This window comes from Paraburkholderia sp. BL25I1N1, from assembly GCF_003002025.1.
GTDB lineage: Bacteria > Pseudomonadota > Gammaproteobacteria > Burkholderiales > Burkholderiaceae > Paraburkholderia.
Genome location: NZ_PVZB01000012.1, coordinates 223,024 through 243,526, shown reverse-complemented (window position 1 = coordinate 243,526; position 20,503 = coordinate 223,024). Strand labels below are relative to the sequence as shown.

20 protein-coding genes and 3 pseudogenes are annotated in these 20,503 nt (G+C 58.2%); 11 read left to right on the top strand and 12 right to left on the bottom strand.

From position 1 onward, the window contains the following. Positions 1-25: 25 nt before the first annotated feature. A complete protein-coding gene (locus B0G73_RS19750) occupies positions 26-451 on the bottom strand; it encodes a MarR family winged helix-turn-helix transcriptional regulator (protein ID WP_106282979.1) in 426 nt (141 codons plus the stop codon). Between the two features lie 336 nt (positions 452-787). Here B0G73_RS19750 and B0G73_RS19745 point away from each other — a divergent pair, with 336 nt between their 5' ends. Continuing rightward, the gene (locus B0G73_RS19745; RefSeq protein ID WP_106282978.1) at positions 788-1,579 is read left to right on the top strand and encodes an alpha/beta fold hydrolase; all 792 of its coding nucleotides are present in this window, start codon (positions 788-790) and stop codon (positions 1,577-1,579) included. A 710-nt stretch (positions 1,580-2,289) separates the two neighbouring features. Beyond that, complete coding sequence (locus B0G73_RS19740) at positions 2,290-2,823, top strand: EF-hand domain-containing protein (protein ID WP_106282977.1); 534 nt, start codon at positions 2,290-2,292, stop codon at positions 2,821-2,823. Positions 2,824-3,290: 467 nt separating this feature from the next. Here B0G73_RS19740 and B0G73_RS19735 read toward each other — a convergent pair. The 3 genes and pseudogenes from B0G73_RS19735 to B0G73_RS19725 form a co-directional block, all read right to left on the bottom strand. Beyond that, a pseudogene (locus tag B0G73_RS19735) lies at positions 3,291-3,976 on the bottom strand (dienelactone hydrolase family protein). Positions 3,977-4,227: 251 nt separating this feature from the next. Next, a complete protein-coding gene (locus B0G73_RS19730) occupies positions 4,228-5,181 on the bottom strand; it encodes an alpha/beta fold hydrolase (RefSeq protein WP_258193376.1) in 954 nt (317 codons plus the stop codon). A 93-nt stretch (positions 5,182-5,274) separates the two neighbouring features. After that, positions 5,275-5,919, bottom strand: a complete 645-nt coding sequence (locus B0G73_RS19725) for a glutathione S-transferase (RefSeq protein ID WP_106282976.1) — start codon at positions 5,917-5,919, stop codon at positions 5,275-5,277. Between the two features lie 120 nt (positions 5,920-6,039). On the opposite strand from B0G73_RS19725, the gene B0G73_RS19720 reads away from it, so the two are divergent. Together B0G73_RS19720 and B0G73_RS41295 are read left to right on the top strand one after the other, a co-directional pair. After that, positions 6,040-6,603, top strand: coding sequence for a TetR/AcrR family transcriptional regulator (locus B0G73_RS19720; protein WP_106282975.1), 564 nt, complete (start codon positions 6,040-6,042; stop codon positions 6,601-6,603). 23 nt (positions 6,604-6,626) lie between these two features. Then, positions 6,627-6,749, top strand: a pseudogene (locus B0G73_RS41295) (integrase); the annotation flags it as partial. 302 nt (positions 6,750-7,051) lie between these two features. Here B0G73_RS41295 and B0G73_RS19715 read toward each other — a convergent pair. Further along, positions 7,052-7,399: a hypothetical protein gene (locus tag B0G73_RS19715; RefSeq protein ID WP_219907286.1), complete on the bottom strand. Its 348-nt coding sequence runs from the start codon at positions 7,397-7,399 to the stop codon at positions 7,052-7,054. Between B0G73_RS19715 and B0G73_RS41290 the strand changes: the two genes are divergently transcribed. Next, positions 7,362-8,939: a DUF3363 domain-containing protein gene (locus tag B0G73_RS41290; protein WP_258193375.1), complete on the top strand. Its 1,578-nt coding sequence runs from the start codon at positions 7,362-7,364 to the stop codon at positions 8,937-8,939. The genes B0G73_RS19715 and B0G73_RS41290 overlap by 38 nt on opposite strands. An 80-nt stretch (positions 8,940-9,019) precedes the next feature. On the opposite strand, the gene B0G73_RS19705 is transcribed toward B0G73_RS41290, so the two are convergent. Further along, complete coding sequence (locus B0G73_RS19705; protein WP_219907284.1) at positions 9,020-9,550, bottom strand: TetR/AcrR family transcriptional regulator; 531 nt, start codon at positions 9,548-9,550, stop codon at positions 9,020-9,022. Positions 9,551-9,713: 163 nt separating this feature from the next. Here B0G73_RS19705 and B0G73_RS19700 point away from each other — a divergent pair, with 163 nt between their 5' ends. The 5 genes and pseudogenes from B0G73_RS19700 to B0G73_RS41770 form a co-directional block, all read left to right on the top strand. Continuing rightward, the gene (locus tag B0G73_RS19700; protein ID WP_106282973.1) at positions 9,714-10,085 is read left to right on the top strand and encodes an antibiotic biosynthesis monooxygenase family protein; all 372 of its coding nucleotides are present in this window, start codon (positions 9,714-9,716) and stop codon (positions 10,083-10,085) included. 53 nt (positions 10,086-10,138) lie between these two features. Next, positions 10,139-11,005, top strand: coding sequence for an NAD(P)H-binding protein (locus tag B0G73_RS19695; RefSeq protein WP_181196597.1), 867 nt, complete (start codon positions 10,139-10,141; stop codon positions 11,003-11,005). Between the two features lie 73 nt (positions 11,006-11,078). Then, positions 11,079-11,411 carry a DUF3817 domain-containing protein gene (locus B0G73_RS19690; RefSeq protein WP_219907283.1) on the top strand — a complete coding sequence of 111 codons (333 nt, stop codon included), beginning with the start codon at positions 11,079-11,081 and terminating at the stop codon, positions 11,409-11,411. 11 nt (positions 11,412-11,422) lie between these two features. Next, the gene (locus B0G73_RS19685) at positions 11,423-11,851 is read left to right on the top strand and encodes a CopD family protein (RefSeq protein ID WP_106282971.1); all 429 of its coding nucleotides are present in this window, start codon (positions 11,423-11,425) and stop codon (positions 11,849-11,851) included. A gap of 146 nt (positions 11,852-11,997) precedes the next feature. After that, positions 11,998-12,369 (top strand): annotated as a pseudogene (locus B0G73_RS41770) (LysR family transcriptional regulator); the annotation flags it as partial. A gap of 22 nt (positions 12,370-12,391) precedes the next feature. Here the strand turns inward: B0G73_RS41770 and B0G73_RS19675 are convergent. From B0G73_RS19675 to B0G73_RS19655, 6 genes are all read right to left on the bottom strand, one after another. Continuing rightward, positions 12,392-12,838 carry a thioesterase family protein gene (locus B0G73_RS19675; RefSeq protein WP_106282970.1) on the bottom strand — a complete coding sequence of 149 codons (447 nt, stop codon included), beginning with the start codon at positions 12,836-12,838 and terminating at the stop codon, positions 12,392-12,394. A 377-nt stretch (positions 12,839-13,215) separates the two neighbouring features. Beyond that, positions 13,216-13,458 (bottom strand): hypothetical protein, encoded by a 243-nt coding sequence (locus B0G73_RS41915; RefSeq protein WP_106282969.1) that lies wholly within the window; start codon positions 13,456-13,458, stop codon positions 13,216-13,218. 31 nt (positions 13,459-13,489) lie between these two features. Beyond that, positions 13,490-13,678, bottom strand: coding sequence for a hypothetical protein (locus tag B0G73_RS40085; protein ID WP_146144209.1), 189 nt, complete (start codon positions 13,676-13,678; stop codon positions 13,490-13,492). Positions 13,679-13,703: 25 nt separating this feature from the next. Beyond that, entirely contained in the window at positions 13,704-15,110 is a 1,407-nt protein-coding gene (locus tag B0G73_RS19665; RefSeq protein ID WP_106282968.1) for an aspartate aminotransferase family protein, read from the bottom strand. A gap of 48 nt (positions 15,111-15,158) precedes the next feature. Next, on the bottom strand, positions 15,159-16,496 hold the full coding sequence (locus B0G73_RS19660) for a glutamine synthetase family protein (RefSeq protein WP_106283012.1): 1,338 nt from the start codon (positions 16,494-16,496) through the stop codon (positions 15,159-15,161). Positions 16,497-17,090: 594 nt separating this feature from the next. Beyond that, the gene (locus tag B0G73_RS19655; RefSeq protein WP_106282967.1) at positions 17,091-18,707 is read right to left on the bottom strand and encodes a serine hydrolase; all 1,617 of its coding nucleotides are present in this window, start codon (positions 18,705-18,707) and stop codon (positions 17,091-17,093) included. Between the two features lie 700 nt (positions 18,708-19,407). Between B0G73_RS19655 and B0G73_RS19650 the strand changes: the two genes are divergently transcribed. Beyond that, positions 19,408-20,391, top strand: coding sequence for a LuxR C-terminal-related transcriptional regulator (locus B0G73_RS19650; protein WP_106282966.1), 984 nt, complete (start codon positions 19,408-19,410; stop codon positions 20,389-20,391). Positions 20,392-20,503: the final 112 nt, after the last annotated feature.

The window sequence follows — 20,503 nt, the reverse complement described above, 5'->3', positions numbered from 1 at the left end:
TTACACACGTACTCACAAAAAATTTTTAACCTTCAAAAACGACACCCAACAGACCTGCTCGGAGTGCAACCGCCTGTTTGCGACCGACGCCGGCTTCGAACTCCGCCTGCGCTGCTCGCCAGCACGGCTCGGCTTCCAACAGCTTTGCTTTGCCCGCGGCGGACAGCGTGAACGCCAGCGCCGCTTTCGGTCCCTCGGCGGCGCTCGTCAACCACTTTGCATCCCTGAGCGGCCTGAGTGCACGTACTAACGTTGTCCGCTCCATGACCATCAGATCGGCGAGATCGGCAACCGCGATGCCAGGATGTTCTTCAACCAGCGCAAGTATCGAAAACTGCGAGATCGAGATACCAACGCCCGACAGATGGCTATCGAAGATACGCGATACATACCGCGCAGCGCGACGCGCAGCCAGACAGTGACACAGATCGGGACCAGTGAGCGGATTCATGTATCGTATTTTCATGTGCAGTTGCACATTTGTCAACGATGTAGTCGTTCCACGCCGTCGGAGGACTGCTTTGTGAAGGCTCTCCAGACATCAGCCGACTTTTCCGTCGCCACACTGCGCCGGCCGGCGCTGCAACATGCTCCGTCCATACAGCATATCGTCGGTGCAGATCCCCCCAAGCTTTCGGACGCAATGTCATTGAAACCGGACGATGCGCAATAGGCGGCGTCCCCGAGACAGGTTACGGTTTGCGTTGGCGTCGCGCTCGCCCTCGGTACATTCTGCCGATAGGCGCGTGCGATATTCCAACCTCCTTCGCGTTCTCACGTTCCTATCATGAAGTCCTACATTCTGCGGCTCTTTGCCGCTTTTGTCGCATCGCTCAGTCTCGTCACTCTTGCATCCGTCGCAGCATGCGGGAGCTCTTCAGCGAGCACCACGGGCACAGTCGTGCTAGTACACGGGGCCTGGGCGGACGGCTCTAGCTGGTCGTCGGTCACCCGCGTACTGCAGGCACGTGGTCTGAAAGTAGTCGCCGTGCAGCTTCCCCGCACGTCGTTAGCAGACGACGCCGCAACCGTCACCCGCACCATCGATGCCCAACAGGGGCCCGTCCTTCTGGTCGGACACTCTTACGGCGGAGCCGTCATTACGCAAGCCGGTATCAATAACAAGGTTGCGGGTCTCGTTTATGTATCTGCGTTCGCTCCCGGAGACAACCAGTCGATCTCCGACCTGACGAGCCCGTTCCCGAAACCGGCCTGGCAGGCAGGTCTGAAAGCAGACGAAGCTGGATTCCTCACACTGAACACCGACACTTACCTGAGCAGTTTTGCGCCGGATCTTCCGAAAGACACGTCGAGTGTGCTCGCCACCGCCCAGGCGCCGCTCAATGCGCGCTGTCTTACCGATAAGGTGTCTCAGGCCGCCTGGAAGTCCAAACCATCGTGGTGGGTTTACGGCGACCAGGACCAGATCATTCCAGCGGCGCTCCAGCAGGCCGAGGCAAAAGCGGTCGGCGCCAAGATTACCTCGATTGCTGGCGCGAGCCATGTAGCCCTGATGTCTCAACCTGACGCAGTGGCCGCGGTGATTCTCGACGCGGCACGAGCCACGGGCGTGCTCTGACTGGTCGCAAGAAGACGGGTGCAGCGAACTGAGGTTCACCGCACCCGTCTTCTTGCGCCAGAGCCTCGTTCAGTGCGATCAGAGATATCAATTCCCGGACAACCTGAAAAAATGATCATACGCAAAATTACCGCGGTAGGTACGCTGCTTCTGTCCTCATTGTTACTTGCCGCTTGCATAACAACTACATCCAGCCGCCCTGCTACGCCACAAACTTCATCGATCAGCGCTTCGCCTGAAGGCATTAGCATGAGCAGGACCGACGTAGATACCCAGCAGGACCAACATGCCGACGACACAGAAAAGCATAACCTGGAGATTCTTCGCTTTGTGCGGGGATTTTAGGAAGCCAAGAATGCATAAGCGTATGCGGGGAACGCCGTAAAGACAATCGGGTAACCTTTGGCCGCCAGAGCCTCAGTTCCCCTAATTCGTCATCGAGTATCGGATTAGCGATGTCCTCTTCGAGAGGTGTCTCTCTCGTTCCTTCCAAACCTTGAAGTTAAAGGTATGGCCGAGAAAAACACCGGACGGAAGACCCAAATGGCTAAAGTTTTTTTGGAGTTTGAACGTAATCCAAATGGTAGGTGTCGTCCGCGCTCAGGAGGCGGCTGTTCCGGCTCTACGACGTGCCCTTGAAGCAATGGCGCAATGCGCGCGGCCAATAAACGTCCCGGTCATTCCGGATAAACGCTAGAAGGAGTTTAGGTATGTCAATCGGTTCCGTCGGAAGCTCACTCACAATCCTCTTGCAAACGAACCCGGAGGCTAAGCGAAGCGCACGCGCTCCACTCGGGTCGCCCAGCGCCGCTGAACTTGCCAACAAGAGCACACATCAATCCGTTGTCGTCACTCTTAGCGATGGGGCGAAAAAGTCGGATTCTTTGACTGCGACACCTCTCGCTGTCGCCTGGGCTCCTCAGATGTTCGTGCAGGGCGACTCAAGCGGTGATAGACAACTTTCGAAAGAGGAGTTTGAAACGCAGATGAAACGCGCTGGTCTTGCGACAGGCGCTGCCGACAAGCTCTTCAAAACGTTTGACTCATCAGACGATGGTCAGCTCACCGTTTCGGAATACGTTGATGGCGTCAACGACAGCATCCGCGCGGGGAACGAGTCGTTCGATAGACTGATGCAGTCCTACATCCAGGACGCAAATGGAGGCGTGCAGAAATCAGCGATTGATCAGTTTCTGAAGGCGGGTGAGGATGTAGCTTCCGCATACTGGAAGAACGCTCGCTAAACCGAATGGCCAATGGGCGCTCTTCGAGGCGCTATCACGTTGGCGAGGTGGCGACGCGACCAGCCAGAGGGCATGCCGACCTTGAGAAGAAGACGGAACTTGTGTGGCCTCAGTGAATCGGCGCCACTCTGTTCTTCGATGCCGCTCAGGTCGAGCTGGAACCATTAGTGCCAGCGGACTGCCTGGCTGATGACCGCTGCCGGGAACTGGCGACAGCGATAGCCCGGGAGCAGGTTCGCCGAACCCGGTCAATTCCAAGTAAGAGCAAACAACGGGGTCCGTCGGGGCTTTGCGGTCGTGGCACTTCCGCAGCCTGCGTTATATCGTAGACACCGGAAGGCGTCGGTGGTCACGGCGCCGCCGCGGCACTTTCCGAACAGCACACGAGCACAAAGCAGGATTGTCGCGTCGTCTAGCGCCACGAAGAAAACCGAATTTCTCTTCACGAACGTCTCACCGCGACCAGCTCACTTCCACAGCGTGCGGCCAAAAAAGGTCAGTGTGCGGTCCCACGCCAGCTGCGCCCAGACCGGATCGTATTGCCTACCCGGTATGCGCCCATCGCCTACTGCTGTTTCATTGGCAAAGGCATGATGTGCCAGATAGCGATGGAATTCCGCAGAGCCCCCACTGCCGGCAAACTTCGTCTCAAGCACGTCCACGCTTGCAGCAGGAAAGAACGCATCCTGAGTGGCCCAGTGCGCCTGAACCGGCGCTTTGATGGCTGACGCATCGAAATGGTCCAGAGGCGGGAATCCATACCATACGACGCCAGCCGCAAATTCAGGGACAGCACTGAGGGCGACGAGCGCCAAGGCGCCGCCCATGCAGAACCCGGTTACCCCGATAATTTCCGTGTACATATTCAGGTATTGAACCGCGCCACGAACGTCCTGAGAGATCGCGTCAGCAAAGTCCAGACTATCCATGTAGTGGCGGCCCTCTTCTTCCTCGACCGTAGACTTTCCTCGATACAGGTCGGGATCAGCGCGATGTAGCCTGCGTGAGACAAACGGTCCGCCACGCCCCGGATCTGCGCGTTTAGCCCCCACCATTCCTGGATCACAACGATTGCCGGCGCGCCTTCCAGCTTCGCCGGTTTAGCAAGATAGCCCTCAACGGCTTGACCGTCCGGACGGTGAAAGCTGACCATAGTGCCCGCGTTGCGCATCTAGTTTCCTCCTACACTTATCGACAGTTGAAGTTAAGCCCGACTGCACCAACCCGTTGCGTAGGCGACCGGCTTTCGGCGTCGCGTCAGAGACGGCAGCACGCACCGCCTGCGACCAGGAAGCCCGCGCGCTGAGAGATGTCAAACTCGTCTCTCAGCGCTGCGAGACCTGTCAGTTGCTAACAGCTATGAGCCGGTGAACAGCAGCTCCCATCGGCTGTTTCACGAAGGTTTCAGTCTTCGCGATTGAGAAAGGCCGTCACGTCGGCCACAAAGCGCTTGGGATATTGATACTGCGCCCCGTGGCTCGAGTCAGGGTACAGAATCAACTGAGCGTTCGGCAGGTTCTCCTCCAAAGTAAACGAATTCACCGGATAATGGACGATGTCGTGATTGCCGCCAACGATGAGCACAGGCTGCTTGATGTTTTTCAGGTACGCATTCGCATCAGCGTGAGGCGCGCCCCATGCCGCGAACGCCGCTATCTGGGCCGGTGCGACCTTATCATTCACGTCCGGGTCACGATCTCTCGAGCGAGCATGAAGGCGATCGAGGAATTCATGTCCAGCAGCGCGACTCGCGGCCGATTGCGTGAAGAACACGTCGAGCAGGAGCTGATCGTTGCTTCCACTGTCCTCCTTGATCATTTCCTGGAACTCTGGGGTCAGCGTGGCCATTCCAGCGCCGCCCCGGGGTCCACTTCCAACCAATACCAGATGTCGAACAAGCTCAGGGCGCTCAACGGTAACTTCTTGTGCAACAAGACTTCCCAGAGAGAATCCAAGAAGGTCAGCCTTTTTGATCTTGAGTGCGTTGAGCAAATCGATGGCATGCCCTGCCATCCCCTCGACGGTCGTGGGGACTTCCCCCTCCGAACTGGCGACGCCAGCGTTGTCGAACAGGATCACCTCCCGGTTTTTAGCAAAGCCGTCAATGACCGCCGGGTCCCAATTGTCCATGTTGCCAACAAAATGCTGAAAAAAAACCAGCGGCACGCCGCCTGATTTTCCGAAACGGCGATAGGCGAGCTTCGTACCATTTGCATCAATAAACCTCGTCGGCGCTGTCTGATGTGTGCAGACAGCGCGCAGGTTTTGTCCGGCCCCCGCGGCATGCGATGGCGTAGTTGCGAAAGCGGCAACAGTAGCAAGCGCAAGCATTCCAGCTCTGACAATCGAGATTGGCATTGTTTTTAGCACCTTAGTATTCCTTATTTCGACAAATATAAAATGTTCCTCGCTGTCTCCCAAAGCTGGAATTGCTTTCGGGATCGAACGCTCCTACGCCGGACTCTTGACGGAAGAACGCTCGTCAACAGTCCGCCGCCAATTGAGTAGCGTCGTGCAATCCTCCGGGACCGCAATGTTTGCAAAACCAGCGAAGAGAAGTCCCGCCCACACCGTGATATCCGCCATTGAGAAGAATTCGCCCGCGACGTACGGTTGCGTCGCAAGTACTTTGTCAAAGTAGCGCATACCGGCAACGGCCCTGTCGCGTGACCGTTCGCCCCATTCTCTGCGGCCTTCCCACTCAGGGCTCTTGTACGCCTGAAGCGCCGGTCCAAGACCGGGTGTCGCATGGTGAAAGTAGATACCTACCGCGTCAATGAGCTCTGACTCAGCCCGCTTCTGCATCATGTGAACCAATGCCTTCTCTTTGGGCGACTTGCCCGTCAGCACGGGATTGCCGTCGAGATTGTCGAGATATTCGGTGATGGCGGTGCACTCCGAAATGTAAGTTCCATCATGCAACTGCAGAACAGGCACAGTCCCAGTGGGGTTGATGCCGAGGAAGGCATCCTGCTTGTGTTCCGCAGCGGGAAGATCGACCTTGACGAACTCAACCTGCGACGCGAGACCTTTCTCCGCCAACACAATCCGGATGCGAAGCGGGTTAGGAAACCCGGGAATGTCAAAAATTTTCATGGCTAACCTAAAAAATGGGCTGGGTCGTTATCTATCGATAGGTAAGTTCGTGAACTTTATCCGCGGCCGTTGCCTGTGTCAACACTTACTTATCGATAGGTAGCGTGGTATAGTCTCTCCATGACAACGGACACCAAACAGCGCATCCTCTCCACGGCTCGACGTATGGTTCAGGCGCGTGGCTACAACGCGCTCAGTTTCCGGGAGATAGCCAAAGAGGTGGGCATAAAAAGCGCTGGCGTGCATCACCACTTTCCGACTAAGGGCGATCTCGGCGCGGCTTTAGCCCGCCAGTACACGGAAGAAGCGGTCGCATTACTGGATGACTTACTCGAGACGTTTGAGAACGAGCAGCAGACGTTGGAGCGCTACGCGAGCGTCTTCCGTTCAGCTCTCGTGCAAGACAATCGAATGTGTCTTTGCGGCATCATGGCGGCAGAGCACCACGACCTTCCCGACGAAGTTCGCTTGGAAGTCGATCGCTTCACAGAGGTGAATGTGGACTGGCTTTGTAAGATTCTGTCCTTTAGGGACGACGCGAGGGATGCCCAGTTGATCAAGCGCCAGGCACTTGCAATTTTCGCGTCTATTGAAGGCGCTCAGTTGGTTGCTCGTGGACGCGGCGACGTGTCGGTCTTCGACGATACGGTCCGCGCATATCGAAGCGCGGGACTTTTCGCATGAACTGTGCAGCGCGCCGGTAGCGCGCGAGTCACTCGATCATCAAAGGCATCTTTGCTGGCGCAGCGGACAAATTAAGGCTTCGCGGTGAAGACTATGCCGCGCGTGCTAAGCGTCTCGAGCGCGCATCCGCACACTGGCTGAGGCACTATATTCCCTTCCGGATTATGTCTTGTAATCGCGTGAGGGCGCGCTTTTCAGGTCAAACGGCCGACGCCGGAGAGAGATAATCTTGACTCCTTCCACCCTCTCCCCATGCCGGGGAAGGAGGTCATCGTGAAGTACACCGGTCATGATCAGGTCACGCTCTCTCAGGCGCCAGAAGGGCCGCTTGCAGCCCATTTGGTATCGTTTGCGGATGCGATCAGCGCCCAGGGATACAGCGCGCAGTCCATGAAGCAGCAGGTACGCATCGCCGCATGCTTTAGTCGATGGCTTAAACAGACAGGTGTCAGCGCAAAGGACATTTGCTACGACCACGCGATACAGTTTGCTTACGATGCTCTTGTTCCTCGCCGTCCTTATGCAGCTTCGCGATGGCTTGCTGCTGAGCCTTGAGCGCGCCGATGCGCTTGCTCGCATTCTTCCCCTCAAAAGGAAGCTCAGGGTCTGCAATGCCGAAGCCTTCAGCGCGCCGAGTCAAGCTTTGCGTGCTGATGGCAACGCCAGCCTGCTTTGCTTCTTCGACAAGCAGGCAGAGAAAATAGATGTCATGCGTCAGGATAATCACCTGTCGCTCAGAAGCCTCAACGGCAAGGCGCTTGACCGCGTTGAAGCTGCTTGCGAAGAAAAAGCGCATCGCCGCCAACTACGAAGTGCCGTGCCTGCTGGTGGTCGATGCGTCCGCCCGTACCGTGAGCCTCGCGGAAAACGTGCAGCGCGAGAACATGCACCCCGCCGATCAGTTCGCGGCTTTTGCCGCACTGGTCAAGGAAGGTCGCCCGGTGGAAGATATTGCCGCCGACTTCGGCGTAACCCCGCTGGTGGTGCAGCGCCGCTTGAAGCTGGCGAATGTCTCGCCGCGCCTGTTGGCCGATTACCGCGCCGGAGCCGCGACGCTGGAACAGCTGATGGCTCTGACCGTCACCGACGACCACGCCGCGCAGGAAGCCGCGTTCTACGGTGCGCCGGAATGGCAGCGCCAGCCGTCCGCGCTGCGTGACCGCCTGACTGAGCGCGTAATCAACGCCGCGCATCCACTGGTGCGCGTCGCCGGACTGGACGCCTACACGGAGACAGGCGGCGGCATCCGCCGCGACCTGTTCGCAGAAGGCGATGCCGGAACCTACCTGACCGACGCCGCGCTGCTGGAAACGCTGGTGCGCGCCAAGCTGGACGCACAGGCCGAGGAAGTGCGCGCCGAAGGTTGGGCGTGGGTGGAAGCCGTTCCGAACATGAGCCACGCCGATCGGCAGACGTTCCAGAACGCGCCGCGCCAGCGCCGCGAGCTGCACGACAAGGGCTTTCTGATCGTCGATGGCACGGATGGCAGGGCGCACTATGTCGCGCTGCCGCTGAGGTCGGAACTGGACCAGTACCCCTCCGGCGCCGTGGTGGAAGTCAAAGACTCGACCGACGTACGCGCCGCCGACCGCAACATCGCCGCGCTGGCCGTCGATGGCATGTACCGCACCGATCATCACTTGGCCGTCGCGCAGGGACAAGCCACGCCCGACCGCGACCCGCGCGAAGTGGTGGCCGCCCATGTGCGTCGGCTCGAAGCCCTGCGCCGGGCCGGCATCGTGGAGCGCGAAGCCGAAGGTGTCTGGCGCGTCCCCGGCGACCTGGCCGAGCGAGGCCGCCAGTACGACGCGCAGCGTCTCGGTGGCGGTGTCGCGGTGGAACTGAAATCGCACCTGCCCATCGAGCGGCAGGCCCGCGTGATCGGCGCTACCTGGCTCGACCAGCAGTTGATCGGCGGCGGCAAGCGGTTCGGCGACCTGGGCTTTGGGGCCGAGGTCAAGGATGCGCTACGCCAACGCGCGGACTTCCTGGCCGAACAGGGGCTGGCCGATCATGGCGGGCAGCGTGTCGTCCTCGCGCGTAATCTGCTGGCGACACTGCGCGGGCGTGAGCTGGCGAAGGCCGGGCAGGACATAGCCGGCGAAACCGGCCTGGAGCACCGGCCCGTGGCCGACGGGCAGCGCGTGGCCGGCGTTTACCGGCGCAGCGTCATGCTCGCCAGCAGGCGCTTCGCGATGCTCGACGATGGGATGGGCTTCTCGCTGGTGCCGTGGAAGCCTGTGATCGAACAGCGGCTGGGCCAACAGCTCGCCGCTACGATGCGCGGCGGCGTGTCGTGGGAGATTGGGCGACAGCGAGGCCCGGCGATTGGCTGATTGAGCATACTTGCGGACGCCAGCCGAAGTCGATGTTTCGAGTTCGGCCGTCTCCCGTCCGATTTCCTCGCCCGACCCGCTCAGCCACGAGGCCAAGCGCCCCGCAGGGCCGCGTCGATCAGTGCGTCCCCGTATTGTTCAGTCAGAGGCAAACCCAGCAGACGCCTGTAAATCAGCGAGCCGAAGAGCATGTCGATCAGCTGCGCCGGATTGACCGCGGCCGTAAATTCGCCTGTCGCCTGAGCGCGCTCGATCTCGGCGATATCGGCCGCCTGCCGAGCCCTGATGTGATCTTCAAACAGGTCCCGCAGAAGAGCGGGATCACCCTGGCCCTCCGCGATCAGATCGGCCAGAACCTTCCCGAAGAGGCCGTTGAGCCCCTTTATTAAGCGACGCATCGTGGTCCGAAGCGCCTCTTCCGCAGTCGCGGCGGACGCGGGAGGCTTCACCGCGACGGCAATCCGCTCATGGAACATGGCCATGATGAGCGCGGCCTTTGAAGGCCACCACTTGTAGAGCGTGGGCTTGCCGACGCCGGCCCTCTTAGCCACCGCTTCCATCGTCAGGTCCTTGGCCGGACCCTCCTGCAGTAGCGCAAAAACGGCGTCCATGATCGCCGCATGTGATTCCGCCGCGGCGCCAGGCGGCCGACCCGTCCGGGTACGCGCAGGCGAATTTTTCTTCATCCTCACACTTTATCAGAACGGGGCGTAAAGAAAAGTCTTGATTTCTGTATTTACGGAACGTACAGTTAAGTTAACTAGGAGGTACCACATGGAAAGCAATACCCGCATCACAGCCCCTAATACGGGCCTCACGACGCTCGACCCGAACGCCGGCCACGTCACAACGATCAACACCTACACCGTCACACCTGAGCGCGCCGAGGAGGTGCTGACCTACCTTGTGCATTCCGCAGAGGAGACCGTTCGCCATGTGCCGGGCTTCCTGTCCTTCAACTTCCACCTGAGCCTCGATCGCACGCAGATCGTCAATTACGGCCAGTGGGAAAGCCGCGAAGCGGTCATGGCCGCGCGCGAAAACCCCAAGGTCAAAGCGCTCATGGTCGAGACCGTAAAGGTCGCGGGTAGCTCGAACTCGGTGCCCTACGTGCTCCGCAAGTCGGTGCCGGCCGCCGGCAAATAACGCCGGCACCGACTTGCATGTCAATTTCCAACGATCCCCAAAAGGACACGATCATGACGAACGAAACTCCCAAAATCCTGATTACGGCCGCGGGCGGCAAAGTCGGCCAGCATGTTGCGAAGCAGCTCTCCGACAAAGGCGTGGCGGCGCGCGCCGGATTCCACAGCCAAGACAAGGCGGCCGCGCCCCAACCACGCGGCATCGAGGGCGTAGTCCTCGACTTTGAGAACCCGGAGACCATCGCCGCCGCCTTCGAGGGAATCGACACGCTGTTCCTCGTCACGCCGGGCTCGCCCTACGCGGCGCGGCAGGAAGAACGGCTTCTTGCCGAGGCCAAAAAGGTCGGCGTCGGCCGGCTCGTTAAGCTGTCCGGAAAAATCGCCGAGCACCACACTGTCGGTTTCGGCGTGTGGAACACGGAAGCCGAGCGCCAGATCAAGGGCAGCGGGATTCCCTACACCATCCTGCGCGGAAACTTCTTCATGCAGAACCTCTTCGGCAGCGCCGGCCAGATCAAGCAGGGTGCCTTCACGATGGGGCCCGCCGCCAAGAAAATCGCCTTACTCGATACCCGCGACGTCGCTGCCGTCGCCGTCGCGGCTCTCATTGAGCCGGGACACGGTGGCCAGACCTATGACCTCAATGGCCCGGAACTGCTGGACGGCCACGCCCAGGCGGCTGTTTTTTCCGATGTCCTCGGCCGGCCAGTCAAATACCTCGACGTGTCGGCGGCGGACTTCATCGAGAACCTGAAGAAGTTCGGGCTACCGGACTGGCTGATCGAGGCCTTCGGCGTCGCGGCGGCCGATGCTGAGGTTCCGGGCGATCAGTCGAGCGCCACGGTCGAGCGAATCTTGCAGCGGAAGCCGGGCTCGCTGGCGCAGTTCGTAAGGGATCACCGCAGTCTATTCGACGCATAACTGTAGGCGCTTGCCAACAGAGCGAAACCGCACATTGATAACCGTTCTGGAAGGTTAAAAAGGGAGTTGAGTGATGTCATCAGCCGAACAAATTGAGGACTTGCCGCAGATCCGGAAGATGCGTGTTGTGTCTCTAGTAGAAGGGGCAACGCTCCTGCTGCTTATCGGCGTAGCTGTTCATCTCAAGCATCTGGTCGGCTTTCCGCTCGCAACCCGGCTCATGGGACCGGTTCATGGCGTCGCTTTCGTTCTCTACACCTGGATGCTTATCCAGACCGTGTCGATGGGGGGATGGTCGCGCGCCGAGACGGCTCGGATGGTGCTCGCCGCTTTTATTCCCTTTGGGGCTTTCCTGAATGAGCGGGCGCTGGCGCGGCGCCAGTCGGCCCTTACGGCGTCAGGCTGAGGGCACGGACCATGGATTATCTCTGGCTCAAAGCATTGCACATTGTCGCCGTCGTTACGTGGATCGGCGGGATGTTGGTCGTTGCCGTGACCATGTCGGCGGCGTCCGGCAGACGAGCGCAACAGGAGTCCGCAACGCCCCCCGCCGTCCTTGAAGCTGTTCGTCGCTGGGATCAGTGCGTCACCTCCCCAGCGATGATTCTGGTATGGATTTTAGGAATAGCGCTCGCGCGGACGGGCAACTGGTTTCCGCAGGGATGGCTCTTAGTGAAGCTCGTCTTCGTGCTGCTGCTCTCGGCGCTGCACGGTGTGCTGTCCGGGAGGCTGCGTAGACTTTCGCGTAGTCAGCAGTCGAGCCCGCCGCCCTCACTGCGCTACGCCGCTGCAATCCTAGTCGCAGCATTCGTCATCATCATTCTTGTCGTCACCAAGCCAATTTAGCACCGAACACGTGCTTCGCCTTCACCACCTCGATGTCTACGACCTCAAGCCGCAGTTTGAATTGAAGCGATGGCGATGCCGGCTGAGGCTTTTCATCACGGGCGGCTCCGGTTGCGGGGCTAGGCGAACCCAGGAGGAGCGATACGATGGAGCTTCGACATCTTCGCTGCTTCGTCGCGGTTGCTGAAGAACTTCATTTCGCGCGAGCGGCGGAGCGGCTTCACATCGAGCAGTCGCCGCTATCGCGCGCGATCAAGGAGTTGGAAGAAGACCTTGGCGTACAGCTCTTTGTACGCACCACGCGTAGCACTCGCCTGCCCCGTGCCGGCAGGCTATTCCTGGAGCACGTTCCGCGCGTTTTCACCGCCTTGCAGCAGGCGCGCGACAGTGTGAAAGCGGCTGCCAACGGCTTTCACAGTCAGTTGCGGGTAGCGCTCTCCGACGGCATCCAACCATCGCGCTTTTCGACCTTCCTGGCGCTATGCCGCCAAGAGCGTGGTAAACGATTCCTTAAAGTTCTCAGCCGAGGGCTCAATTCGATTAGGCTCGACTTACGCTGCTCGGCAATTCGACAAAATCTTCGGTCCTCGTCAATGCCTTCATTGCACCGAGCACAGCAGGAGGCGGAAATGTCAACTTGCGCTTCTCCAGATCGAGCCAACCGCCCGCTGAGGTCACGCGGGCAACCAGCTTGCTATCACGCAGAAACTCGTTGCGCAACAGCATTCGACTTCCATCGACCGATAGGCCAGCGAGCGCGAAACTCACCGCGACCCGATCTAGCAGATGGATCTCCCGGAAATATTCGATCTCGTCCTTCATCACGACCGGCCCGATGCGTAGCTTTATAAACTCAGACATCGAAAAACCCTGTTCTGCAAAGTACAGCATCCGTGCATCGACTGACTTGTCGAGATATGCGGTGTTGCGCATATGTGAATTGAAATCCATATCGCCCCAGCCGGCGAAGAGTTCGGTCTCGAACATGGTGTAGCCTTTCCATAGGTAGTGCGTTACATTTTCTTACCGGTGCTGCTAGTCCGGCTCAGCGCAGAATATCAAAGACAGGCCGCCACTTCACGTCCCAGACCCGCTTCTCCCCGCCGCGCAAAACTGCACCGCCGCCTGCCGCAGTTGGTGCGACTGCGGATCGGCGCGAGTTCTGCGCGGTCCCGTCAGTCTTCATTATGGCGTTGGAGTATTTAATTTATGGCCGAACCTGATTTCTTCAATTTATACTGAACCGATGAAGCGCGCCGGGAGTACCTAAATCCCAATCGAACAGCCCACAATTCCCTTTGACTTCGTAATAATCAAACGCTTATAGGCCTCGTAATATTTTCTGGCATGTGTAGTTTTGCGACTTACCGCCGCCGACAGCCGTCCCTGAGAAACCGACTTGCAACAAAGATAGCCTTCTCCACCGCACGTCGAACTCCGGTGCTATTACGCTGCTGCAATGCGACCATACGCTCCTCATGTGCGGCGTTTAGTACAGTGGAGGCCTTGAGCGTATCGAACAGTCTGTTTGCGATTGGGCCCGCCTTCAACCACGGCGCCTCAATCATACTGAAAAGTAAAGGTGACCCGGCTGCTCTGCAGAGCATCACGTGGAAGTCTTCATTTGCAGCCAGGTAGTCAGAGGATTTTGGTTGTCAACGCACTGTCCATGCGGTCGCATAACGCGCTTAGCGCGACGATCTGAGCAGGGTAGAGTAACTGTGAACCTCGTTCGGCGGCTTCGCCTTCTGGCAGCATGCGCATCCGCGTCAGATCGTCGAACTCAGGATTTGACAGCAGCGCGACGGACATCCCTGCGTTGGGCACGTTTACCAGTTTCCTGTGTCGCGACTCAATTCGAAGCTCTCGCGGCTGTATCGGGAGTCTCCACAACAGCACAAACGAACTCCTCGAAGACGGCAATGAGGCGACTCACGTCAGTTGGGGTGGTGTCGGGGCAGACGAGCATCATGTTATGGAAAGGGGTAATCACCAGACCTCGATTTAGCAGGTACAGGTGAATGATTTGCTCCAACGCTGCGTCGAGGATATGCATCGCTTCGCTGCCGCTGCGTGGAGGGTCCGGCGTGAACTGGAATTCCGTTCGGGCGCCCACCTGGGTGACGCACCAGGGTAGCTGGTGCCGTGCGATCACCGCTCGCAACCCCGTGGCGAGATGGTTGGCGAGCTGGAACATTCGCTCGTAAGCTGCCGCGGTCATAACGTCTGCTAACGTGGCCCGCATCGCGGCCATCGTGATCAGATTCGCCGTCAGCGTTGTGCCAATACCGCTGTGGCCGGGCGGCGCAGCACGCTTGGCTGCTTCGGCGCGCCGCGCTACATCTTCGGTGAAGCCGTACACCGCGCATGGCACACCGCCGCCAATGGGTTTGCCGAGCACCAGCATGTCCGGCGTCAAGCCGGATGCGCGGCTATAGCCGTTTGGGCCGCTACTGATGGTGTGCGTCTCGTCGATTAGCAGTAGAGTGCCGAACCGACGACACAATGCTTGTGCTTGCTCCCAGAATCCGGGGTCCGGCAGCACCATGCCTATGTTGGTCATCGCGGGTTCGGCTAGCAGGCAGGCAACACGTCCGTCCATTAACGCATTTTCCAACGCTGCCAGGTCGTTGAACTCGATACAGCGCGTATGCAGGGTGAGGTCGGCGACCTGACCTAGAAGGCTGTCGCGCGTGCGGGGTTCGCCGTCGATCAGATCAACGAAAACATCGTCCACCGTGCCATGGTAGCAACCGTTGAAAATCAGCAGTTGGTCCCGTCCGGTGAGCGCGCGCGCCCAGCGGATTGCGAATCGATTTGCGTCGGACGCCGACAATGCGAATTGCCAGAACGGTAAGCCAAAGCGGCGCGCGAGTTCTTCGGCAACCCAGACTCCGTCTTCGCCGGGAAGCATGGCCGTATAGCCGTGCCGTGCCTGGCGGGTAATCGCGTCCGCTACAGCCTGCGGACTGTGTCCAAACATCGCCCCGGTGTCGCCGAGGCAGAAGTCGACGTACTCATGGCCGTCCACGTCCCGCAACCGTGCGCCGCACGCTTCGGCTACATGCAGAGGGAACGGTGTCGACCAATCGTTCATCCAATGGAGAGGGACACCAAACATCAAGTGCTGCGCCGCACGTTGAGCAAGCGCTTGCGAATGCGGATTGGCCTGAGCATAGTGACGACGCTCGCGTTCATGGAGTGCGACAAGACGTTTTGCATCGAGTCTGGCCCGGGAAGGAGTAATGGAACCGTTCATCGGGGAATATTCCTGGATAAAAAGATTCGGTGGCGTTGCATGCGCAGATCAGACCAGAAGCAGTAAGTGTTCACGTTCCCATGAGCTGATGACACGGTTATACGTTGCATACTCAAGTTCTTTGACCGCGCAGAAAGCATCGACGAAACTCGTTCCCAGCACGTCACGTATCGGCTCGCACGTTCGCAGCGAGCTTATGGCGTCTTCCAGATGTCGCGGTAGTTCGTGGTTCACGTCCCAGGCACTCCCTGTGGTCGGTTCACTTGGCGCTAGTTGGTCGCGCATTCCAAGGTATCCGCAGGCCAGCGTGGCAGCCATCGCCAGATAGGGATTGACGTCAACACCGGGAACGCGATTCTCAACGCGACGGGACGCCGGGCCGGACTTCGGAACACGAATGCCGCAGGTGCGATTGTCCACACCCCAACGCACGTTGATCGGGGCCGACATGAAAGGTGCCAGTCGTCGGTACGAGTTGACATAGGGGGCGAACATCGGCATCACGTGTGGGATATAAGTTTGCAATCCTCCTATGAAGTGGTGGAAGTGGTCACTGGCGCTCCCATCTTCGCAACTGAAAATGTTGCGCCCCGTTGCCACGTCGTTGACGCTTTGATGGATGTGCATCGCACTACCGGCCTCCAGTTCCATCGGCTTTGCCATAAACGTAGCGAAGATGCCGTGCCGTAACGCAGTTTCCCGGACCGTGCGCTTGAAAAGGAAGACGCGGTCCGCCAGGTCCAGCGGCTCTCCGTGCGAGAAATTGATTTCCATCTGCCCCGGACCAGCTTCGTGGATCAGCGTCTCTACTCCGAGGTCGTGCAGTTCGCAGAATTTCGACAGTTCCATGAAGAACGGGTCGAAGTCGTTCACCGAATCGATCGAGTAGCTTTGTCTTCCCGCTTCCCGCTTACCCGTTCGACCCAGCGGCGGTTGCAAAGGCTCGTGTGGGTTCTGCTGTCGCGCTACCAGATAGAACTCCATTTCTGGTGCCACCACCGGCTGCCAGCCGTTCTGCTCATAAAGATCCAGAACCCGCCGCAACACATTGCGCGGAGCTAGCTGCACAGCGGTGCCATCCCACTCAAGGCAGTCATGAATAACCACTGCTACAGGCTCGGCAGCCCACGGGACCAGACGGGCTGTACGCGGGTCCGGCACGCAGACCATGTCCGGGTCGGTATCCCCAACGAAAGGGCCGTTGTCGGGTTGCTGGCCGTTAACCGTATTGAGCAGCACGCTCTTTGGAATGCGCATTTCGCCTGAGGCGAAGAACAGGTCGCGCGGCAGGATCTTGCCGCGCGCGATACCCGTTATGTCCGGGATCACACATTCAACCTCGTGGATGCGGTGGTGTGTCAGAAATTCGAGCAGGTCTTCTTTCATGGCGTCGGCTTCACTGGCGATTTTTGTGATCATATTTATAAAAGGTTTGCGGGTGGCAAAGATGGCAATACCTTGACCTGCGAAGTGTCCGCGGTAAGATTCCTGCCCGCGGTTTCGGATCGCTCGGCCTTGACCGGAGGCAGGAGATGCGACACCTGGACTTCGCTATCTGGGACAGGACAGCCTGCCCATCCGGTCGTCGGAATTTGATGGCCAACAACTGATCCCCGTCCGATCCCCCGGTTTTCCCGTTTCCAGTGGCACTTTGAAAGTTGACACCACGGATGCGCAATCAACTCGCTGTCGTTTGTCGAACTTTTCGACGAAGGCAGCCCCAACCGGTCGTTTACCTGCACCGACCGGCAACATCCCGCCCACTCCAGTCGAAGCCCGTTACCATGAGCAACTCGCTGGAATACTCATGGCAGCATGACTTTAGCAAGACCGTCTCCGGATTCCCGGTGCACCTAACAATTTCTTTATATCCTACATCGGTCTGCTCCCCGAAATTGCAGCATGAACTGAGATTACTGCTCCCGCTCCGCCCTCCCCGTCTGCTCCCGTTCGATTCGGCACGCCGAGACTGAACGTTGATCAATGCAGCGCGCGCAACATCGCATTCAGAAACACAGACTGTTCGTTGTACGGATCACTTGCTATGTACTCGGAATCGGAAACGGTACAACACGTTGGGTCAGGTTTATCCCAGACCCCAAACTCGACTACAACCAGATTTTCTCGTTGATTGATGGCAATCATCTGCCCGTATATACCGATTGCAGCAAACGTCCAGTCTGACACTGATGCCGGCTGCCCCTGAACTGGCGGGCGTGATTGAACTGCAACCGCTCCCGAGGGGCTGTTGGTGTTCTGAAGCGGCGCACCGATGTCGACATAGATTGGGTCAGGATTGTTGGTACCGCCAACCAGTCCGTCATCATATGCAGGACTGAACCACCACATGTAGCCGTACTGTCCATTATCGGCGTATTGCGGCTGTGCTGATGCACTCGTCCATGTCGTTGCATCACGCATCCAGTTGTCTGGAAGTACCTGAACCCCGTTGGGCAGGACGCCGTTGTTGAGAATGAACTGCCCAAACCGGCCGTAATCGCGGAGCGTGGCATTGAATCCGCTGCCGCCCGTACTCGTGCCGTTCCACGTCCACCAGTTTCCATCTGCCTCCATACCTAACGGTTGCCAGATTCGCTTTTCCATATATTCGGCGAGGCTCATCCCTGTCGCGCGCTGCACGACGAGTCCACTCAAATATGCTTCCCCCGTGCTATACAGAAACACTGTCCCGGGTTGCACCGGTGACCCGGTGGCGGGGTCAATTGCACGCGGCCTGGCCTTCATATAGTTCAGTGTGCAGGTGGGACTGTCTGCGGTTTTCATGCACTTCAGCAGATTCGGCAGGTCGGCGTTTGGATCCAATTCGTTTTCATTCCACGCGATCCCTGATGACATGCGTAGCATGTCCCGCAGGGTCACGCCTTGATATGCAGATCCGATCAGTTCTGGTATATATTTTTCTATTGGATCGGAAAGACTTGTTATATAGCCGTCTTTCAGCGCAGCACCCATGAGGGTAGACGTAACTGATTTGGACACAGACTTTCCGTCCCAAAGCGTCGAGTCGGTAATTCCCATGGCGTATCGCTCCAGCGCAATGGAGCCGTTTTTAATAACCAGCAGGCCTGTCACCTTGTTGTCCAGCATATAGTCGTCGATTGTGTTGCCGGTCTTCGGCGTACCGTTCGAATTTGTCCCATACTGATATGTCACGGCGCTCGCGATCGCCTTGACGTCGTTGGACGCCTGGTTCAACGGAAAGGTCGACGAACCCTTCCGGATCGGCTCTGTGCTAAAAAGACTCGAGCTGTGGCTGAAACCGATAACCTTCTGTTCAGTGGTCCAAGAAAACATCTGACTTGGATCAGGAAGGGATTCCGATAGTCCTCCGCTGCCCCCTCCACATGCACCGAGCAATCCGAGTGCAACGATGGTCAGACTATTCCGTCCGATACTTATCGCCCTGATGCCCATATCTTCGCCCCTTATCTTTAAACCATTGGATCCGTCATGCTCGTCGACGGTTAGCCGTGATTTGAGCAGACCAGATTTGTAACTGGTACCCTGCAGTTGAGGGGGAGTTTCGTCGGGTAGAACCTCTTTTCCCGCGCTTAAATGCCTGAATCTGTCGCTCATCGATGTGCAGGGGGCGAGCGAAAGTCACGCAGGTCGGGCGACACCGAGTGGATGATCCTGTGTCGCGAAAACGGGATCGCTAGTAATCCGGGCCACTTGACGACTGTACGATAGACACCAGGTGACGGTGCGATGGCGATCAACCTGACGCCCGTCGACTTCCCGATCCTGCACGAGAGAATGCTTCGTAACGATGAAGCTATATACCGGAGCCCTCAGAACGCCGTTGTTGTCTGAGGTCAGCACGCTTGGCAAGCCTCAGCCGGGTCCGCGCGAAGCGCATATCAGTGCGTAATCGTCCCACGAGAGATCCCAACGTCGGCCAGATCGGCTGATCTGTTGTCGTCAGAATCTGGTTGCGGCTTTTTTTGACAAAGTGATAATAGAGTCGCTTGCTACCCGCTTTCACAGACATCCCGCTTCTGGAAGACCCGGGAATCCACGATCGGTTTGCGCCCGCCCATGCCTGGCAACCCGACGCTGCCGGACGGGGTAGCCAGGAACGAATCAGCTGTAATCCGCGCAGAGTCACGAAAAGTGGCAGAAACCGGCAGCTTCATCGAAACGTCCAAAGCTTCCTTCACAAGCGGGATGCGCGTTTTTCGATACCCGTTGTCGTCTGGCGCGACAAAGACTATTCAAAAGTTGTCCAGGCACTGTCGTATCCAGGGCGAACTCTTCGATTTCAACATCGGACGACATGACACAGCCGCATATCTGCTTGCTTACCAGGTTCAGTAGTTTCCTGAACGAGCTAAATCAGGCGTCCCACGATATTGACGCATCTGTGTTCCGCTACCGTGCCTTCGATTTACTGAATGAACTGGTCCCGTTCGATTCAGGATGGTGGGGAATGTACGCTCACAGTGGAAGCGGCGAGCATATCGCTCAAGCGGCGCTCCATAACTTACCGGATTCCTTCCTCGCAGAATATGCGAACCTTGTTAGTGAAGACCCCATATGCGACCTGCTACGCCAACACGTCGGAACCACTTTCAGCTTCGCCGGTGACCTCTCCGCGAACGCAGAGAGACTTAACGCATTCGACCGAAAATACGGCCTTCATGCAGCGCTCTCGACGTGCATGCTCGACTCCGAAAGCGGAATTTTTCTGTTCTATTCGTTGTTCAGAAACCCCGGTGCCCCCCCGTTTTCCGAACAGGAGCGGCAGTTGATTGAACTTGCCACCCCGCATTTAATCCTGGCCTGGTCGCGGAACCGAACTTTCAACCAGATCAGACGGCAGCTTCACAGCACTTTAATGATCGCTACGATCGACGAGCATGGATTACTCATCGAAGCTGCCCCTGGCCTCATCCAATACATCTATAAGGAATTTCCCGATTGGGACGGACGCACATTGCCCTCGGTGATCAGACACTGCATTTCAATTGAGGGTTGCGCCGCATACTTTCGCGGGAAATATATTTGCGCGAAACGGGAAACCGATAGCGGCCGGATGGTGCTGGCGCTGATGCCTCCGGCAAGCCAGGCATCTGTATTGACTCCACGCGAACAGGCCGTTGCTTCGGCGTTTTCGGCTGGAAAATCATACAAGGAAGTAGCAATTGATCTGGCAATTTCCCCCTCGACGGTGCGATCTTACCTCCAACAGTGTTATTCAAAACTGAATGTCCGGAACAAGGTCGAATTGCACCTGGCGCTTCAAATGCAGCGCCTTTAACGATGTGCCGCCCGGCTCTGCCAGTGGGGAACCGGCAATTTCCCTGTATCGCCCTCCAAACAAGGTACATCAGTCCAGGCAAGCACCCGTTCAACGGGCGTTCAGCGACCGC

What these genes read in the sequence shown, in the direction of transcription:
- B0G73_RS41915 (WP_106282969.1), bottom strand. Translation starts at nt 13,458, where the DNA reads ATGCTCTGCAGAGCAGCCGGGTCACCTTTACTTTTCAGTATGATTGAG.
- B0G73_RS19695 (WP_181196597.1), top strand. Translation starts at nt 10,139, where the DNA reads ATGACGAACGAAACTCCCAAAATCCTGATTACGGCCGCGGGCGGCAAA.
- B0G73_RS19660 (WP_106283012.1), bottom strand. Translation starts at nt 16,496, where the DNA reads ATGAAAGAAGACCTGCTCGAATTTCTGACACACCACCGCATCCACGAG.
- B0G73_RS19690 (WP_219907283.1), top strand. Translation starts at nt 11,079, where the DNA reads ATGTCATCAGCCGAACAAATTGAGGACTTGCCGCAGATCCGGAAGATG.
- B0G73_RS19750 (WP_106282979.1), bottom strand. Translation starts at nt 451, where the DNA reads ATGAATCCGCTCACTGGTCCCGATCTGTGTCACTGTCTGGCTGCGCGT.
- B0G73_RS19725 (WP_106282976.1), bottom strand. Translation starts at nt 5,919, where the DNA reads ATGAAAATTTTTGACATTCCCGGGTTTCCTAACCCGCTTCGCATCCGG.
- B0G73_RS19720 (WP_106282975.1), top strand. Translation starts at nt 6,040, where the DNA reads ATGACAACGGACACCAAACAGCGCATCCTCTCCACGGCTCGACGTATG.
- B0G73_RS19655 (WP_106282967.1), bottom strand. Translation starts at nt 18,707, where the DNA reads ATGAGCGACAGATTCAGGCATTTAAGCGCGGGAAAAGAGGTTCTACCC.
- B0G73_RS19730 (WP_258193376.1), bottom strand. Translation starts at nt 5,181, where the DNA reads ATGCCAATCTCGATTGTCAGAGCTGGAATGCTTGCGCTTGCTACTGTT.
- B0G73_RS19685 (WP_106282971.1), top strand. Translation starts at nt 11,423, where the DNA reads ATGGATTATCTCTGGCTCAAAGCATTGCACATTGTCGCCGTCGTTACG.
- B0G73_RS19705 (WP_219907284.1), bottom strand. Translation starts at nt 9,550, where the DNA reads ATGGACGCCGTTTTTGCGCTACTGCAGGAGGGTCCGGCCAAGGACCTG.
- B0G73_RS19745 (WP_106282978.1), top strand. Translation starts at nt 788, where the DNA reads ATGAAGTCCTACATTCTGCGGCTCTTTGCCGCTTTTGTCGCATCGCTC.
- B0G73_RS19700 (WP_106282973.1), top strand. Translation starts at nt 9,714, where the DNA reads ATGGAAAGCAATACCCGCATCACAGCCCCTAATACGGGCCTCACGACG.
- B0G73_RS19650 (WP_106282966.1), top strand. Translation starts at nt 19,408, where the DNA reads ATGACACAGCCGCATATCTGCTTGCTTACCAGGTTCAGTAGTTTCCTG.
- B0G73_RS19675 (WP_106282970.1), bottom strand. Translation starts at nt 12,838, where the DNA reads ATGTTCGAGACCGAACTCTTCGCCGGCTGGGGCGATATGGATTTCAAT.
- B0G73_RS19740 (WP_106282977.1), top strand. Translation starts at nt 2,290, where the DNA reads ATGTCAATCGGTTCCGTCGGAAGCTCACTCACAATCCTCTTGCAAACG.
- B0G73_RS19665 (WP_106282968.1), bottom strand. Translation starts at nt 15,110, where the DNA reads ATGAACGGTTCCATTACTCCTTCCCGGGCCAGACTCGATGCAAAACGT.
- B0G73_RS19715 (WP_219907286.1), bottom strand. Translation starts at nt 7,399, where the DNA reads ATGCGCTTTTTCTTCGCAAGCAGCTTCAACGCGGTCAAGCGCCTTGCC.